This is a genomic window from Bryocella elongata (assembly GCF_900108185.1).
Lineage (GTDB): Bacteria > Acidobacteriota > Terriglobia > Terriglobales > Acidobacteriaceae > Granulicella > Granulicella elongata.
In genome coordinates, this window is sequence record NZ_FNVA01000007.1 from 228,474 (window position 1) to 242,982 (window position 14,509).

General features: G+C 63.5%; 18 protein-coding genes. 12 read left to right on the top strand and 6 right to left on the bottom strand.

Going from position 1 to position 14,509, the window contains the following annotated elements:
- The first annotated feature begins 65 nt into the window (after window positions 1-65).
- Both C4S68_RS19005 and C4S68_RS19010 read left to right on the top strand, forming a co-directional pair.
- Entirely contained in the window at window positions 66-743 is a 678-nt protein-coding gene (locus C4S68_RS19005; protein WP_327333866.1) for an HIT family protein, read from the top strand.
- A 360-nt stretch (window positions 744-1,103) separates the two neighbouring features.
- The gene (locus C4S68_RS19010; protein ID WP_160115239.1) at window positions 1,104-1,463 is read left to right on the top strand and encodes a hypothetical protein; all 360 of its coding nucleotides are present in this window, start codon (window positions 1,104-1,106) and stop codon (window positions 1,461-1,463) included.
- Between the two features lie 87 nt (window positions 1,464-1,550).
- Here C4S68_RS19010 and C4S68_RS19015 read toward each other — a convergent pair whose 3' ends face one another.
- Complete coding sequence (locus tag C4S68_RS19015) at window positions 1,551-2,486, bottom strand: ROK family protein (protein WP_103934689.1); 936 nt, start codon at window positions 2,484-2,486, stop codon at window positions 1,551-1,553.
- Window positions 2,487-2,582: 96 nt separating this feature from the next.
- Window positions 2,583-3,980, bottom strand: coding sequence for a Si-specific NAD(P)(+) transhydrogenase (gene sthA, locus C4S68_RS19020; protein WP_103934690.1), 1,398 nt, complete (start codon window positions 3,978-3,980; stop codon window positions 2,583-2,585).
- Window positions 3,981-4,143: 163 nt separating this feature from the next.
- On the opposite strand from sthA, the gene C4S68_RS19025 reads away from it, so the two are divergent.
- The 5 genes from C4S68_RS19025 (at window position 4,144) to C4S68_RS19045 (ending at window position 7,157) form a co-directional block, all read left to right on the top strand.
- Window positions 4,144-4,785, top strand: a complete 642-nt coding sequence (locus C4S68_RS19025; RefSeq protein WP_160115240.1) for a thiamine phosphate synthase — start codon at window positions 4,144-4,146, stop codon at window positions 4,783-4,785.
- A 67-nt stretch (window positions 4,786-4,852) separates the two neighbouring features.
- A complete protein-coding gene (locus tag C4S68_RS19030; protein ID WP_103934692.1) occupies window positions 4,853-5,401 on the top strand; it encodes a YceD family protein in 549 nt (182 codons plus the stop codon).
- A 115-nt stretch (window positions 5,402-5,516) separates the two neighbouring features.
- Entirely contained in the window at window positions 5,517-5,702 is a 186-nt protein-coding gene (gene rpmF, locus C4S68_RS19035) for a 50S ribosomal protein L32 (RefSeq protein ID WP_103934693.1), read from the top strand.
- 121 nt (window positions 5,703-5,823) lie between these two features.
- Complete coding sequence (plsX, locus tag C4S68_RS19040; RefSeq protein WP_103934694.1) at window positions 5,824-6,837, top strand: phosphate acyltransferase PlsX; 1,014 nt, start codon at window positions 5,824-5,826, stop codon at window positions 6,835-6,837.
- A 23-nt stretch (window positions 6,838-6,860) separates the two neighbouring features.
- Window positions 6,861-7,157, top strand: coding sequence for a DUF5076 domain-containing protein (locus C4S68_RS19045; protein ID WP_103934695.1), 297 nt, complete (start codon window positions 6,861-6,863; stop codon window positions 7,155-7,157).
- A 20-nt stretch (window positions 7,158-7,177) separates the two neighbouring features.
- Here C4S68_RS19045 and C4S68_RS19050 read toward each other — a convergent pair whose 3' ends face one another.
- Window positions 7,178-7,459 carry a hypothetical protein gene (locus C4S68_RS19050; protein ID WP_235011712.1) on the bottom strand — a complete coding sequence of 94 codons (282 nt, stop codon included), beginning with the start codon at window positions 7,457-7,459 and terminating at the stop codon, window positions 7,178-7,180.
- 325 nt (window positions 7,460-7,784) lie between these two features.
- Between C4S68_RS19050 and C4S68_RS19055 the strand changes: the two genes are divergently transcribed.
- From C4S68_RS19055 to ahcY, 4 genes are all read left to right on the top strand, one after another.
- Entirely contained in the window at window positions 7,785-8,708 is a 924-nt protein-coding gene (locus C4S68_RS19055) for a bifunctional 5,10-methylenetetrahydrofolate dehydrogenase/5,10-methenyltetrahydrofolate cyclohydrolase (RefSeq protein ID WP_235011713.1), read from the top strand.
- Window positions 8,709-8,715: 7 nt separating this feature from the next.
- On the top strand, window positions 8,716-9,378 hold the full coding sequence (gene coaE, locus C4S68_RS19060) for a dephospho-CoA kinase (RefSeq protein ID WP_103934697.1): 663 nt from the start codon (window positions 8,716-8,718) through the stop codon (window positions 9,376-9,378).
- A 106-nt stretch (window positions 9,379-9,484) separates the two neighbouring features.
- The gene (locus tag C4S68_RS19065; RefSeq protein ID WP_268807301.1) at window positions 9,485-9,838 is read left to right on the top strand and encodes a four helix bundle protein; all 354 of its coding nucleotides are present in this window, start codon (window positions 9,485-9,487) and stop codon (window positions 9,836-9,838) included.
- Window positions 9,839-9,864: 26 nt separating this feature from the next.
- Window positions 9,865-11,289, top strand: a complete 1,425-nt coding sequence (ahcY, locus tag C4S68_RS19070; protein WP_103934699.1) for an adenosylhomocysteinase — start codon at window positions 9,865-9,867, stop codon at window positions 11,287-11,289.
- 99 nt (window positions 11,290-11,388) lie between these two features.
- Here the strand turns inward: ahcY and C4S68_RS19075 are convergent, their stop codons facing one another.
- From C4S68_RS19075 to C4S68_RS19085, 3 genes are all read right to left on the bottom strand, one after another.
- Window positions 11,389-11,742 carry a hypothetical protein gene (locus tag C4S68_RS19075; RefSeq protein ID WP_103934700.1) on the bottom strand — a complete coding sequence of 118 codons (354 nt, stop codon included), beginning with the start codon at window positions 11,740-11,742 and terminating at the stop codon, window positions 11,389-11,391.
- Between the two features lie 226 nt (window positions 11,743-11,968).
- Window positions 11,969-12,730, bottom strand: a complete 762-nt coding sequence (locus tag C4S68_RS19080) for a DUF4397 domain-containing protein (protein ID WP_160115242.1) — start codon at window positions 12,728-12,730, stop codon at window positions 11,969-11,971.
- A 338-nt stretch (window positions 12,731-13,068) separates the two neighbouring features.
- Window positions 13,069-13,473 carry a ComEA family DNA-binding protein gene (locus tag C4S68_RS19085; protein ID WP_235011715.1) on the bottom strand — a complete coding sequence of 135 codons (405 nt, stop codon included), beginning with the start codon at window positions 13,471-13,473 and terminating at the stop codon, window positions 13,069-13,071.
- A 196-nt stretch (window positions 13,474-13,669) separates the two neighbouring features.
- On the opposite strand from C4S68_RS19085, the gene C4S68_RS19090 reads away from it, so the two are divergent.
- The gene (locus C4S68_RS19090) at window positions 13,670-14,437 is read left to right on the top strand and encodes an energy transducer TonB (protein WP_160115243.1); all 768 of its coding nucleotides are present in this window, start codon (window positions 13,670-13,672) and stop codon (window positions 14,435-14,437) included.
- The last annotated feature ends 72 nt before the right edge of the window (window positions 14,438-14,509 follow it).

Here is a 14,509-nt window from a genome sequence, read left to right on the forward strand (position 1 = left end):
CTACTCGCTAATAGACGCGGCACCTGGCCTGCCGGCTTCGCAGATCGTGCGAAAACCGGCTACCCGTGCGCGAAAAGTTCCAGCGTCTGCCGTCGACCTCTCTCCATCACTCCATCGGCACATTCCTGCCAGAGTTCAGCCTGCTCCTATATCGTTGCCGTATGGAGCACCTCTGGACCCCCTGGCGCTATCACTACGTCGTTGGCGGCGAGAAGACCGACCCCCGCCGCGGCGTCCCGCCACAACTCCACGGCTGGCCCGGCGACAGGCAGTGTGTCTTCTGCAACATGCTCGGCGCCGTCGAGTGGGCGGTCCAGCAGGGAATGGACCCCGCCGAGGCCGACAAGACTGCCAACATCGTCGAACGCGGCCGCACCGGCTACCTCGTGCTCAACGCCTATCCCTACAACAGCGGCCACATCATGGCGGTGCCCTACGTCCACCAGCACTCGCTGTCCGCGCTCGATCTCGCCACCGCAGATGAGCTGACGCGTCTCCTGCGCCGCGCCGAAACTGCTCTCCGTATGGCCTATAAACCCCACGGCCTCAACATGGGCCTCAACCTCGGGGAAGCTGCCGGCGCCGGGGTCGTCGACCATCTCCACTGGCACGTCGTTCCTCGCTGGAACGGCGACGGCAACTACATGAGCGTGCTCGCCGAGACCCGCGTCCTCCCCGAGATGCTCGATCAGGCCTGGACGCGCATCCGCGAAGCTCTCGCTGCCATCCCTTTCGAGGCTTAGGCACAGCGCGAAATCTGCCGTCAGCCCGCGATGCGGTCGTGCTGAAGCTCCGTCAAGCGTTTTACCGTGGCCCATTTTGGTTCGACGGCCTGAAATTCACTCGTCCTTTAAAAAAAAGTGGGCAACTAGGAGCACACTCGCGTCATCGTATTCGTGTGCGGCGTGCTTCGCGCACCTCGACGCACATCGAGACGATTGGCAATTTACGGCCCCATTTGTGTGAGCCGCTCCCAGAAGCAGTCGAACAAGCCCTGGCTTCAGATCCTTCTTGAACTTCCTTTCGCGCCCCTTCGGGCGTGCACACCCGCGGTGTCTCATCCAGAGCTTCTTCGTCAGGAGACATGGAAAATGCAGGGAACAATGCCTATCTTTCGCAGTAATCCTTCGAACGGCCGTGAGTCAACGGCTGAGTCGATGAGCTGGCGCCGCTCTGGACACGGCTCCAGCGCACGCCCCCAGAGGCCCGAAGAGATGCGCTTCCGTCAGCCCCAGGATGGCGCCATGGATGATCCCGCCTCCCGCGTCGCTTCATTGCGCAGCTCGGTTCCTGGTCTCACCGGCGAGCCTGAAGATGCTCGCCTCACCGGTGGCACCCGCTCGCTGATGCGCCGCGTCCTCGGCCTCAATGTGATTGCTCCCGCCATCGCCGCAGCCTCCGCGCTGCCAGTGGTGCGCCGTGCGCCACGCGGCCTCAAGACGCAGCAGCCGCAGGTCGCGTAACGCAGGTTCTTCAGAGTCTGTTCCAGTCCAACGTAACAAAGGCGGCCATCAGGGCCGCCTTCGTCGTTTCCGCAGATACTTTCCGCGCTACTCTTCCGCCTGCTCCGCAAACACCGCAGCGCCCACGATCCGTGTCTCCTGGTCTTCCGCGACGATCTCCATCGAGTAGCTCTGCAGCGAGCTCATCTTCACCATCTGGTGCAGATAGTCGCGCAGCATCGGGAGATCGACAAAGCGCACGTTGTACCCCGAGAGATAAAATTTGCCCGCTCCCGCGAAGTGGATCGAGCTTGCGGTCGCCGCGGCCAGCGCCTTGTGCCACAGCTGCTTGAACTCCACGCAACGCGCGTCGGAGCGCTTGTTGGCGGCCTCAAACACCTCCTCCGGCTCCATGTCGAGGAAGCGCAGCCGCATCGCACGATGGCCCATGATGCCTTCCAGGTGCCCACGTCCGCCGCAGCCGCAGTAGTTCTCTTTGTCGTCGAGCGAAACCACGCTGTGGCCGCCCTCCATCACCTCACCGGTGAACGGGTACATCCCAAAGCCGATGCCTGTGCCCAGCGTCCAGACACGAATCGTGCTGTCCAGCTTGCCGCGCTGCGAGGCAAGCCCCGCTGCGATGGCGTCCGCGTCGTTTGAAGGCACCACCGGCACTTCCATCCCTCGCGCTGCCAGCCCGGCCATCACCATCTCGCGGAAGCGCGCGCCCTTCAACTGCGGCAGGTTCGGCGCCTCTTCCACGACGCCGTTCTTCACGTAGCCGGGCAGCGAGATGCCTACCGCCTTCAGCTCTTTCTCGCGGCCCTTCATCACCCGCGCGACCAGGTCGCTGATCGCGTTCGCCAGGTCATCGGCTGGGAGCTCGATCAGCGGATTGTCGTCTTCACCGTCTGTGGAACGTGGCTCGGGGAAAGCCAGAATCGGGCCGTCGACCACATGGCCGGTCACCATGCCGGCCAGCAGGCGCTCGGAGATCGTGACACCTACGATCGTCGTCGCAGCGCTCGATGTGGCTTCGCTCATCGTCAAATCCTCTCGTACAACTCGGATGCGCCATGGGCGGCGCGGGCTAGGAGACGGTAGCTGCTGGGTTGTTGAGTCGTCAATCCGACCCCGAAATTAGTACAGCCTCGCGACGCGGTTCAGGCCGTTGAATGCCGCCACCTTGTAGCACTCTGCCAGCGTCGGGTAGTTGAAGACGGTATCCACGAAGTATTCCAGCTTGCCGCCCAGCGCCATCACAGCCTGGCCAATGTGCAGCAGCTCGCTCGCGCCTTCGCCGATGATGTGCACTCCGAGCAGCGAGTGCGTCTCGCGATGGAAGATGATCTTCAGCCGGCCCGTTGTATCGCCGCGAATCTGACCACGGGCGATCTCGCGGTAGTACGCGAGGCCAACCTCGTAGGGCACATCCTCTTCCGTCAGCTGCTCTTCGGTCTTGCCGATGAAGCTGATCTCCGGGATCGTGTAGATGCCGTACGGATAGAAGCTCGGGTTCGACACAATCTGCACATCGCCAAAGGACCGCGCCGCCGCAATGCGGCCCTGCTCCATCGACACCGATGCCAGCGAGGGAAATCCGATCACGTCGCCCGCAGCAAAGATGTTGGGACACTTCGTGCGGAAGTCCTTGTCCACCGGGATACGCCCGCGCGAGTCGGCCTCGATGCCCACTGCGGGCAGATTCAGCTCATCCACATTGCCTTGGCGTCCGACGGCATACAGCAGCACATCGCCGGAAAGCTTCTTCTTTGACTCGAGGTTCGCGACGACCGCGCACTCGGCGCTCTCTTCCACCGACTCCAGGCCCTCGTTCAGCCGCATGGTCACGCGAGCGTCGCGGAGGTGGTAGCTCAGCGCCTCCACGATCTCCTGGTCTGCAAACTCCAGTAGCCGCGGCCGGCGCTCGATCAGCGTCACGCGCACTCCCAGCGCCGCGAACATGCAGCAGTACTCCACGCCGATGACGCCGCCGCCCACCACGATCAACGTGCGCGGCAGCTCCTTCAGGTTCAACACCTGGTCGCTGTTCACGATCGTCGTGCCGTTGATGGGAACCTTCGGCGAGGTCGCAGGCTTGGTGCCTGTGGCTATGAGGACGTTGACGGCCTCATAGACGGTCGACCCGCGCGAGTTCGTCACCTTCACATGCGTGGCGTCTTCAAAGCTCGCAATACCCACCAGCATCTCGATGTTGTTGCGCGAGAGCTGCGCTTCGGTGACGTCCACCTCGGTCTTGATCACGTGCTGCGTGCGGAAGGCAAGATCCGCCATCGTGATTCGTTCCTTCACGCGGTAGTTCATGCCATAGATCGACTTGTAGTTGTAGCCCGAGAGGTGCAGCACCGCCTCGCGCATGGTCTTCGAGGGGATCGTGCCGGTGTTGATGCAGGCGCCGCCCACCACCTCGCGCGACTCCACCAGGGCGACGCGCTTGCCCATCTTGGCGGCATAGATGGCCGCACGCTGTCCGGCAGGGCCGGATCCAATCACGATGAGGTCGTAGGCGCCTGGCATACGTTCGGGTGGGTATCTCCTCGATAAATTTTGAAAGCACGTCGGGCCGGGGTCCGGTTCCCCTCGGCCACAAGTACCTTCAAGACGAAGGATTGGGGCCGCCTAGGCTTGTTCCGTCCTCATCATAGCCCTTCAAAGCTTCGGTACCATGACAGGAGCGAGTATGGCTGTTATCGGCATCACACCCGGGACTGTTTCGGCATCGCCGCAAACTCTTCTGCGCTGTGCCATTACCCCGGGAACGGTCGCTCGCCCCGCAGAGCTGGCCGCGCTGGCCAGGGACTGGGCCGCATCCGCCATCGACTTCGTGCAGCTGCGTGAGCCCTCCCTGCCTGCAGGCGAGCTCTACCACGCTGCCCGGGCCATGCTCGAAGCCATCGCATCCGTGGGCGCCGCAACCCGGCTCCTCGTCAACAGCCGCGCAGACGTGGCCGTCGCCTCCCGCGCCCACGGCGTCCATCTCACCTCCCGCGCCGGCGAGCTCACCGCGCAGCAGGTCCGGGAGCTGTACGCCGTCGCGGGACTTCCGCGGCCCATCGTCGGCATCTCCTGCCACGCCGTCGAGGACGTCCGCCGTGCCGTAGGGCAGGAAGCGGACTTCGCCGTCTTCGGCCCCGTCTTTGAGAAGCGAGTGCAGGGTGAACTGGTGAGAGGGGGGAGTGGCCTCGATCTTCTTCGCGAGGCCTGCGCCGCGGCTGGCGAGACGCCGGTCCTCGCCCTCGGCGGCGTGACCACGGAAAACGCCGCGAGCTGCCTCGCCGCCGGAGCCGCCGGCATCGCGGGAATCAGGCTCTTCGGCGGCTAGGCCGGTCCCTGCGCTGCATCGTTCCCTCCTCCCCGCCGTCCAATACGTGAGAAAATAAGGCAGGGCCATGCTCATTGAACCGCAGCAACTCGTCGACGAACCGCTAGCGCTGGACGTCACCTTCGAACCGGGAGCCATAGACTACTCGCCGGAGGTCCGGCAGATCACGCCCCTCAGGGTCGAAGGCCGCGCCGAGCTCATTGTCGAACATCGTGGGCCGAAGGAGTTCGTCGACGACATTCGCCTCCGTGCGAAGCTCGCCGGGGACTTTGAGGCTGCCTGCGCCCGCTGTCTCGACTCCGTCCCGCAGCATGTAGAGACGACCTTCGACCTGCTCTTCCGCCCCGCCGGTGCCGATGCCGAACCGGGCGAACATTCTATTACCGAAGACGAGACAGAAATCGGGTATTATGAAACGAGCGGCCTGTTGCTGGAGGACGCCGTACGGGAGCAGGTGCTACTTGCCCTGCCCGGACGGTTGCTCTGCCAAGAGGACTGCCAGGGTCTGTGTCCGCAGTGCGGCGCGAATCGTAACCGCACCAAGTGCGACTGCGTGCAGCCTGTGGTGGACAGCCGGTGGAAGGCGCTTGCCGACCTGACCGCGCCCAAAGCCTGACCCCCGAAATATCCCTGCTGCGAGCCCAGAAGGTTCGCAAGAATTTTGATTCTGAGTCTTAGGATGGTGTGGCCCGACGTTTCAGGTCCTCCGCCATAGCTCAAAAGGAACTGACATGCCTAATCCGAAACGGCGCCACTCCAAGCAGCGCACCGCCAAGCGCCGCAGCCACGACTTCCTCACCGCCACCGGTCTCTCGGTTTGCCCCAACTGTGGCGAAAAGAAGCTGCCGCACCGCATCTGCAAGAAGTGCAAGGTATACGGCCGCAGCACCTACGGCGAGGCCAAGGTCGCGGCGTAAGCCGTCGACCGCACCGTCGCTCTACGGACGGTGCAGCTTGCTTTCGCTTTCGGGGTCCTGCTGAAGTTCAGCCGGGCCCGGTTCCATTCCAGAGATACGAGACCAACTGCGCAGCGCATCCATGCCGATCGACATCGTCCTTGATGCCATGGGGTCGGACAAAGCGCCCGATCCTGAGATTCGTGGCGCGATTCTTGCCGCTCGAACACTGGATGTCCGCGTCCACCTCGTGGGACCGGAAGAGATCCTGCGTCCAAAATTGCGTGAGGCGCTGCGTGGCTATCGCCGCCAGGACCGCCCCCCCGTATTCCTCGTCCAGGCCAGCGAATGGATCACCATGGAGGACAAGGCCGCACAGGCCGTCCGCTCCAAGCGTGACTCGTCCATGCGCGTCGGCCTGAAGATGGTGCGTGAGGGACGAGCCGCTGGCTTCGTCACCGCCGGCAACACCGGCGCGGCCATGGCTACCGCCAAGATGGTCCTCGGCTCGCTCGCTGGCGTCGATCGCCCCGCACTGGCGACGGTCTTCCCGACCTCGACCGGTTCGCCCACGCTCGTACTCGACGTAGGCGCCAACTCCGATTGCGACCCCGAAAACCTGGTGCAGTTCGCCTACATGGGCGACCGCTATGCGCGCGACGTGCTGCGCATCGCGAACCCGCGCCTCGGCCTGCTCTCCATCGGCGAAGAGGACTCCAAGGGCAACGCTCTCACCAAGGACACCCTCCCGCTGCTGCGCGAGACGAAGCTGAACTTCATCGGCAACGTCGAAGGCCGCGACCTCTTCAACGGTCGCGTGGACGTCGTGGTCTGCGATGGCTTTGTTGGCAATGTAGCTCTCAAGACCGCCGAAGGCCTGGCCAAGCTGGTCAACACCAGCCTGCGCGAGAGCCTCAAGTCCACCGTGACCTCGCAGGTAGGAGCTCTGCTGTCGCAAAAGGCCTTCGCCGCCTTCAAGAAGAGCCTCGACTACACCGAGTACGGTGGAGCTCCGCTGCTGGGCCTCCGCGGCGCGGCCATCGTGGGCCACGGATCCTCCAACGATCGTGCCATCATGAACGGTATCCGCGTCGCTGCCGAATTCGCCGGCGCGAACGTCGGCGCGAGCATCGAAGCCGCGCTCGCCAACCGCTAGGGTTTTCCAGTCAGGAGGCAACGATGGCCAGTCTGAAGTTTCTCGATCCGCCGCCGCCAGCCACACGCGACAAGGCTGCCTTTGAGCTCCTCCGCGTCTGGGTCGCCGAGCAGGGCCAGCACGTTAGCCTTCGCTCCGGCGTCTGGGAAGATCCTTTCGCCTGGGGCATCGTGCTGGCGGATCTTGCCCGCCACATCGTGAACGCCGAAGCGATCGCGAAGAAGGACCTCGACCGCGATGCCTACCTGGAGCGCCTCCTCGAAGGCTTCAACGCCGAGATCGAATCGCCCACGGACGAACCCGAAGGCGAAATCCAGTAGCAACTCACCACGAACAACTCCTACATCACCCGCGCCACGCGCTCCAGCTCCGCCTGCATCGATTCCGGAGTAGCGCGCTGCATCTCGAGGCTGGTCGCAATCTTGCGAGCCTCCTGCGAGCAGACGCCGTAGCCCCGCCCCGAAAGAAAGTTCGACACAATCTCCGCCGCCTGGAACGAATCCACGCTGCTCTGCAGCAACTCGCTGCGCAGCGTCATCAGGTCGGCATGAGTGAATTTTTCAACGTGGGAGCGGTCTTCGCGCGCCGTTGCCTGGGAATCGTTCTGCATGGTTTGCTTCACGGGACCACCTCCTGAATTTCTAGCTACCGCATCGTGTCTTGTTCGGTGCCGCCTGCTCTGTGTTCCGGAACACCTTTGGTGCGTGCTGCGTATGCCTCGCTCTTTCAGCGAATGGTCTCTGGTTAGAACCCAGACACCGCCTCGGGGTTGCAGCAAAATGCAAAGGAAGTGCTGCGAAACCCTGCGATTTTTGAACTCGGAGACCGCTTTGGGTTTCATTTTCCGTGTTGCGCAGCGTTCGTACACCGTCCACGGCCACCAAACGGCATCTCAGCTCCCGCGATATCCTTGACCTATGACGTCTGTTGTTGAGGGAGCGGTTTCAGTGAGCGCACGTATTCTGGATGGTGTGGCAATCGCAGGGGAGATCAAGCAGGAGCTTGCCGGCAAGGTCTCCGCAGCGAAGGACAAGGGATATACCCCCGGCCTGGCAGTGGTTCTGGTCGGCGATGTCGCCGCTTCGCAGATCTACGTGCGCAGCAAGATCAAGACCTGCGGCGAGCTCGGCATCTACTCCGAGCTGCATACTCCGCCCTCGACTGTGACCACCGAAGAGCTGCTCGACCTCGTCGCCCAGCTCAACCTTCGCGATGAGATCGACGGCATCCTCATCCAGCTTCCGCTACCCGACCACGTTGATACCTCGAAGCTCCTCGAAGCGGTCGATCCGCGCAAGGACGTCGATGGCTTCCACCCCATCAACGCAGGCCGCCTGCTCTCGGGCGCGCCAAAGTCCGAAGTGCTTGCGCCCTGCACGCCCGCCGGCATCATGGAGGTTCTCGAGCGCAGCGGCATCCCCGTCGCAGGCCAGCGCGCCGTGGTCCTCGGCCGTTCCAACATCGTGGGTAAGCCCATCGCCGCCATGCTCATCAACGCTTCGGCGACCGTCACCGTATGCCACTCGAAGACCAAAGGCATCGCCGACTACACGCGTGAGGCGGACATCCTCGTCGCTGCCATCGGCCGCTCCGGCTTCGTCACCGCAGACATGGTCCGCCCCGGTGCGACGATCATCGACGTCGGCATCAACCGCATCACGGGCGAAGCCGAGTTCGAAAAGTTCTTCTCTGCCGATCAGGCTCGCCGTGAAGGCTTCCTCAAGCGCGGCTCCACCATCATCGGAGACGTAGACCCCGCAGCCTTCGCAATCAGCTCCGCCTACACGCCGGTCCCGGGGGGCGTCGGCGCGCTCACCATCGCCATGCTGATGTCCAACACCGTAAAGGCCGCGGCCATGCGCCGCGCCTAGGCAACGAATGCTCCGCGTCGGCCTCACAGGCGAGATGGGCAGCGGCAAGTCCACCGTGGCGCGCCTGCTGGCGGAGCACGGCGCTGTCGTGCTCTCGTCCGACGAGATGGGCCGCACGATGATGCAGCCCGGCCAGCCTGTCTATGCAGCCATCGTCGCCAGCTTCGGCCCCGGCGTCGTGCAACCCGATGGCTCGCTGGATCGTCGCGAGCTCGCCCGCCTGGCCTTCGATCCCGCCCACCCCCGCGTGGAAGAGCTCAACGCCATCGTGCACCCGGCCGTGATTGGAGAGCAGGCACGCCAGATCGAAGGGCTGCAGCGCACCAATCCGAACGCCCTCGTCGTGGTCGAGTCGGCGCTAATCTTTTCCGCCAGAGACGGCGCAACCCCCTGGCGGGATCGCTTCGATGCGATTGTGCTGGTGACCGCTCCCGAGGCCGTGAAGATTGCCCGCTTCGTCCGGCGCTCCTCCGCAGGCCGCGACCTCACGCCAGCGGAACGCGCCATGCTTGAAGCCGACGCCCGCGCCCGCCTCGCGAAACAGGCCATCACTCCCGAACAGAGAGCACATTGCCTCGTCCTCGAGAACAGCGGCGCTCTCCCCTCACTGGAGGCGAGAGTCAATGAGCTCTGGCTGACGCTACAATCTCTGGGAAATCAGAAGCTGTAGAGGAACGAGGTCTTCAGGCTTTGAGGCACGAGAGTTCCTCCTCGCTCCTGATCCCCTGCAAACCTCGCGCCTCTACAGCTCATCTTGCTCGTACCACGGAGGAACCTTGCGAGATTTTCGTTCCCTTGATGTCTGGCGTAAATCCCATGCCTTGACACTGCAGATCCATCGTTTGACCGAAGCCTTCCCGAAGGCCGAATCGGCCGGTCTTGGCGGAACGATGCGTCGCTGGTCGGCGAACATGACCATGAAGATTGCAGAAGCCTGTGGCCGGGACACACCCTTCGACTATGTCGCGTCCCTTCGCCAATCGCGTGGATTTGCAACGGAGCTCGAATACCAGCTCCTCCTCGCCCGAGACCTCACCTTCCTCGTCGAAGGATCTTACGACCCCATCCAAAATGACCTCGTGGAAGTGCGCAAGATGCTTACCGGGCTCATTCGCTCGCAGGCAGTTTGATATCCTCAACCTTGATTGGAGACACAATGACGACTGGTGTTTTGCAGCAGCTGGACTACAAGGTCGCGGACATCTCGCTCGCGGAGTGGGGCCGCAAGGAACTGACGATTGCCGAGGCGGAGATGCCCGGCCTCATGGCGATTCGCGCCAAGTACGCCCCGCTGCAGCCTCTCAAGGGCGTTCGCATCACGGGCTCGCTGCACATGACGATCCAGACCGGTGTGCTCATCGAGACGCTCGTCGCCCTCGGCGCCACCGTGCGCTGGGCCTCCTGCAACATCTTCTCCACCCAGGATCACGCCGCCGCAGCCATCGCTGCCTCTGGCGTTCCCGTCTTCGCCTGGAAGGGCGAGACCCTGGAAGAGTACTGGTGGTGCACAGACCAGGCGCTCCGTCACGAAGGTGGCCTCGGGCCGCAGCTCGTCGTTGATGATGGCGGCGACGTCACCCTGCTCATCCACAAGGGCTACGAGCTCGAAGCCGGGCAGCGTGAGTGGGTCGACTCTGAAGCGCACTCCGGCGAAGAGGCCATCATCAAGGCCCTCCTCAAGAAGGTGCATGCGGAAGATCCGCAGCGCTGGCACAACGTCGCCAAGGAGTGGCGTGGCGTCTCCGAAGAGACCACCACCGGCGTTCACCGCCTCTACAAGATGATGGAGCAGGGTCTGCTGCTGGTGCCCGCCATCAACGTCAACGACTCCGTCACCAAGTCGAAGTTCGACAACCTCTACGGCTGCCGTGAGTCCCTCGTCGATGGCATCAAGCGCGCCACCGACGTCATGATCGCTGGCAAGGTCGCCGTCGTCTGCGGCTATGGCGACGTAGGCAAGGGCTCGGCGAAGTCTCTGCGTGGCCTCGGCGCCCGCGTCATCGTCACGGAGATCGATCCCATCAACGCCCTCCAGGCCGCGATGGAAGGCTACGAAGTCACCACGATCGAGGACACCCTCGGCATCGGCGACATCTACGTCACGACCACCGGCAACGTCGACATCATCACGCTCGAGCACATGCGTCTGATGAAGGACCAGGCCATCGTCTGCAACATCGGCCACTTCGACAACGAGATCCAGATGGCCGAGCTCGAAGCCTCTGACGCCGTCCGCCTCAACATCAAGCCACAGGTCGATCAGTACACCTTCCCGAATGGACCGTCGATCTTCATCCTCGCCGAGGGACGTCTCGTGAACCTCGGCTGCGCCACCGGCCATCCGAGCTTTGTGATGTCCAACAGCTTCTCCAACCAGACGCTCGCGCAGCTCGATCTCTGGGCCAACAAGGACACCTACAAGGTCGGCGTCTACACGCTCTCCAAGAAGCTCGATGAAGAGGTCGCTCGCCTCCACCTCGAGAAGATCGGCGTGAAGCTCACGACGCTCTCGAAGAAGCAGGCTGACTATCTCGGCGTCTCGGTCGAAGGCCCCTACAAGCCCGACCACTATCGCTACTAAGTGAGTAGAGGTCAGTGAGTAGAGAGTAGATCTCAGGAAACTGGAAAGGCCGCCAAGCAATTGGCGGCCTTTCTCGTCCACTACTCACTACTCACTGCCTTACCGCGGCGGCACTCCCGGATCGGTCGCCGCATTGTGCTTATCGCGATAGATTCTTGCCGACTCCACATTCTGCTGGCGTGCCAGCGTGTGACGATCCTGCGCCGTCAGGTGGCCATTGTCCTGGGCACGCATGCCGCGCTCTTCGCGGTTGATGCCACGCTCCTGACGCTCCAGGTGAGCCGTCTCATGCGGTGTCAGCTGGCCGCTGCGATCGCCCTGCGCGATGCGGGACTGCTGATACCCCTTGCGTGCTGCAATGTGGTGTCGCTCGCCATAGGTGGTCTGCGCGAAAACGCTGGTCGCAGGGAACGCGACGAGCGATGCTGCAAGGAAGATCGTCTTGATGTTCATGGCCGGTGTCCTCTCTCAATCTCGCGCACTGGTTGGGTTCATGCTGCCAGCGCGTACGGATAGAAGGACACACTCTCAACGCTGCGAGTTGCGCCTTAGGACGGGACTATATTTTCGAGGTTTCAAGCAACATTTCGGCGTCGACCGTGTCCGCGCGCAACGCCCAAGAGCACTTCGATCCCATCGAATCGAACCTGTCTATTCGCTATTCGCTTGCAGCTATTCGCTATGAACCGGGCGAGTCGTAGTCCACAGCCACATACGCCGACACGCCGGGGCTGCTCGTTCCATTCGGGGCATCCATCACCACCACCGTCCGCACCGAACCGCCGTTGTAGCCCAGCTCCGGTCCCGTCAGGTAGGTCGTCGTCGTGGACGTCGGCACGGTACCCGTCGGTACCACCACGATGGAGTACGTTCCCGAAGGCAGGTTCACGTAGCCCGAGTTCGTGCCAAAGGTCATCGCGGTGTAGTTCGAGATCAACGCCGTGCTGGCCAGCTTGCCCGTCGACGACACCAGGTACACATCCACGCCGCTCACCTTGGTCGCTTCGTCGATCACGCGTACCGAGATGTTGCCGCTGGGCGCTGCCGTCGTCTGGTCCGTCAGGATCGTCTCCTGCAGCGTTGCCAGGCTGCCGCCGAGAATCACCGTGTACTGCTTGCCTGCTCCCATGCCCTGGCTCGCCGTCGCCAGCGCCGTCTTGCTGCCCGCGGTATCTGCCGTCACGGTGTAGGCCGCAGGATTCACCGGAACGTACGATGTGCCCTGGTCAAACCCCACGTTGTAGGCCAGCGCCGCCGAATTGGCGTAGAAGTCGATGCCCGGTGCGTTCTGCGAGGCCTGGATGAACCGCACCTGCGCATAGTTGCCGAAACCAACGTCCACGACCTGGCAACCGGACAGCGTCAGCATGACAGCCAGCCCCGCGCCGAGGCGCAGGAGTTGCTGCGGAGAGGCAAGTTGGCGGGTACTCTGGCGGCGCATAAGGGTCACTGGCCCCGGTTCGTGCATTGGACGGGCTGGCTCCAATGTAACGCTACCCGACCCTGTGTGGAGGGCAAAATGGCACTCGCGGGGGAGTGCCGAGGCAATCACCCCCGCCCCCGGCGCGTCACGGTGACCCTTCGCGCCCCCGCGCGGCAAAAAATCAGCCCTGCAAGGAGCCTTCATTGAAGGCATCAACTTGCAGGGCTAGCTCTTGTTTGCTGCTGGTTTCACACTACTGCAGCGATCCCCTATCGAAAGGCCAGCAAATCCCTGAAACCCTGTATCTTTCGATGGAAAAGTGCCATACCGACGCAAACACAGGCATGGCGGCCGCCTCATCGCTGCGACGCTGGACCAGCGCCCTGGGTAGCCGTCGCCCGGTGCGCCACGATGCGGTCCCGGATCCGCTCGTAGGCCGCCGTCGGCAGAATTCCCCGGCGCACCAGCGAGTTCTTCGCGTGATACGGCCTTCCGGCGATGATCCGGCGGGCATACTCGGCGCCCATTCCCGGCAGAGCTTTCAGCTGCTCAAACGTTGCCGTATTCAGGTCGAGCAGGCCGCCCGGGGCCACATGCCCGCCCGCCGGGCTCCTAGCCGCAGGCGGGGGAAGGTAGTATCCGGGAGGTCGCATCTCCTGCGTCCCGCCGCGCCCTGCAAATCCCACGAACAGCAGCGCCACAGCCGCCAGCCGCCATCGCGACCTCGACGTTCCCGTTCCTCGGGCGTTCCTTCGCGGCATAGCGTGGGGCTCCGTTGCAAGTGTGCCGATTTCAGGCCAGCATACTCCGCCGCCTCCCCCGCTCGAGCTATCCAGCGCAAGCTCGCGCTGCGCTACACTCCGCCTGAGCCGCCTGCGGCCTCTCTTCAGGGGCATGCATGCTTGCGGTAAAGACAGGGGCAAAAGATTTGCGCCAAACGATCGTGAAGGAGCGTACGTGACCCAGCACAAACGAGACCGGCCAGCAGGGGCGCGCGTGAAGCTCATCATGGCGGCCCTGACCTCTGCCATCCTGCTCCTCGCGGCCTCGCCCGCCCCTGCCCAGCAGTCCGGCCCCAATCAGGTCCTCTTTGGCGGCAAGCTCATCGATGGCATCGGCTCCGACATCCAGCGCGTCACGCCCCTCGCCGCTGGCAGGCTCGCCGTAAGCCACCCTTCGCCCATCTTCCCACCGACAGCCAAACTCACCTCCGGCGCGCTCGTCAAGGTGCTCATCGAGGTCGACGAGAAGGGAACTGTCTCCAACATCCTCGGCGTCGACGGGCCCGCTGACCTCACCTCCAACGCCTCCTCCGCCGTCCAGACCTGGACCTTCCGCCCCTATATCCATGCCGGCAAAGCGACACCGATCGTCACGACGATTCCGCTGCTCTTCCAGCCTGCCCAGGGCAGCTCGCCGGCGCAGGTGCTCTACGTCCCCTCGACGATCCGCATCTCCGGCGGCGTCCTCGCCGGGCTGAACGAGCATAAGGTCATCCCGCAACGCATCACCGGAGCCGTCTCCGGCACTGTGGTGCTGCAGGTCCTGGTCGATCCCCACGGCTACGTCGCCGCCGCCACCGCAACCTCCGGCCCGCTCGCGCTCCACGCCGCCTGCGAGGACGCCGTGATGCAGTGGCGCTACCAGCCCTACCTGCTCAACGGCGAACCCACCTGGGTCGAATCCACCGTGGTCATCCGCTACAACGTCGGCACGCCTCAGTAAGATCCAGCACGACCTGCAGGGCGCTGCTTCAGTCGGGCCACATCGTTCGATCAAGAGGGGCTTCAGCCCCTG

Excerpts from the sequence above, each read along its gene's own strand:
- C4S68_RS19010 (WP_160115239.1), top strand. The coding sequence starts at position 1,104 with ATGCCTATCTTTCGCAGTAATCCTTCGAACGGCCGTGAGTCAACGGCT.
- C4S68_RS19015 (WP_103934689.1), bottom strand. The coding sequence starts at position 2,486 with ATGAGCGAAGCCACATCGAGCGCTGCGACGACGATCGTAGGTGTCACG.
- sthA (WP_103934690.1), bottom strand. The coding sequence starts at position 3,980 with ATGCCAGGCGCCTACGACCTCATCGTGATTGGATCCGGCCCTGCCGGA.
- C4S68_RS19025 (WP_160115240.1), top strand. The coding sequence starts at position 4,144 with ATGGCTGTTATCGGCATCACACCCGGGACTGTTTCGGCATCGCCGCAA.
- C4S68_RS19030 (WP_103934692.1), top strand. The coding sequence starts at position 4,853 with ATGCTCATTGAACCGCAGCAACTCGTCGACGAACCGCTAGCGCTGGAC.
- rpmF (WP_103934693.1), top strand. The coding sequence starts at position 5,517 with ATGCCTAATCCGAAACGGCGCCACTCCAAGCAGCGCACCGCCAAGCGC.
- plsX (WP_103934694.1), top strand. The coding sequence starts at position 5,824 with ATGCCGATCGACATCGTCCTTGATGCCATGGGGTCGGACAAAGCGCCC.
- C4S68_RS19045 (WP_103934695.1), top strand. The coding sequence starts at position 6,861 with ATGGCCAGTCTGAAGTTTCTCGATCCGCCGCCGCCAGCCACACGCGAC.
- coaE (WP_103934697.1), top strand. The coding sequence starts at position 8,716 with ATGCTCCGCGTCGGCCTCACAGGCGAGATGGGCAGCGGCAAGTCCACC.
- ahcY (WP_103934699.1), top strand. The coding sequence starts at position 9,865 with ATGACGACTGGTGTTTTGCAGCAGCTGGACTACAAGGTCGCGGACATC.
- C4S68_RS19075 (WP_103934700.1), bottom strand. The coding sequence starts at position 11,742 with ATGAACATCAAGACGATCTTCCTTGCAGCATCGCTCGTCGCGTTCCCT.
- C4S68_RS19080 (WP_160115242.1), bottom strand. The coding sequence starts at position 12,730 with ATGCGCCGCCAGAGTACCCGCCAACTTGCCTCTCCGCAGCAACTCCTG.
- C4S68_RS19085 (WP_235011715.1), bottom strand. The coding sequence starts at position 13,473 with ATGCCGCGAAGGAACGCCCGAGGAACGGGAACGTCGAGGTCGCGATGG.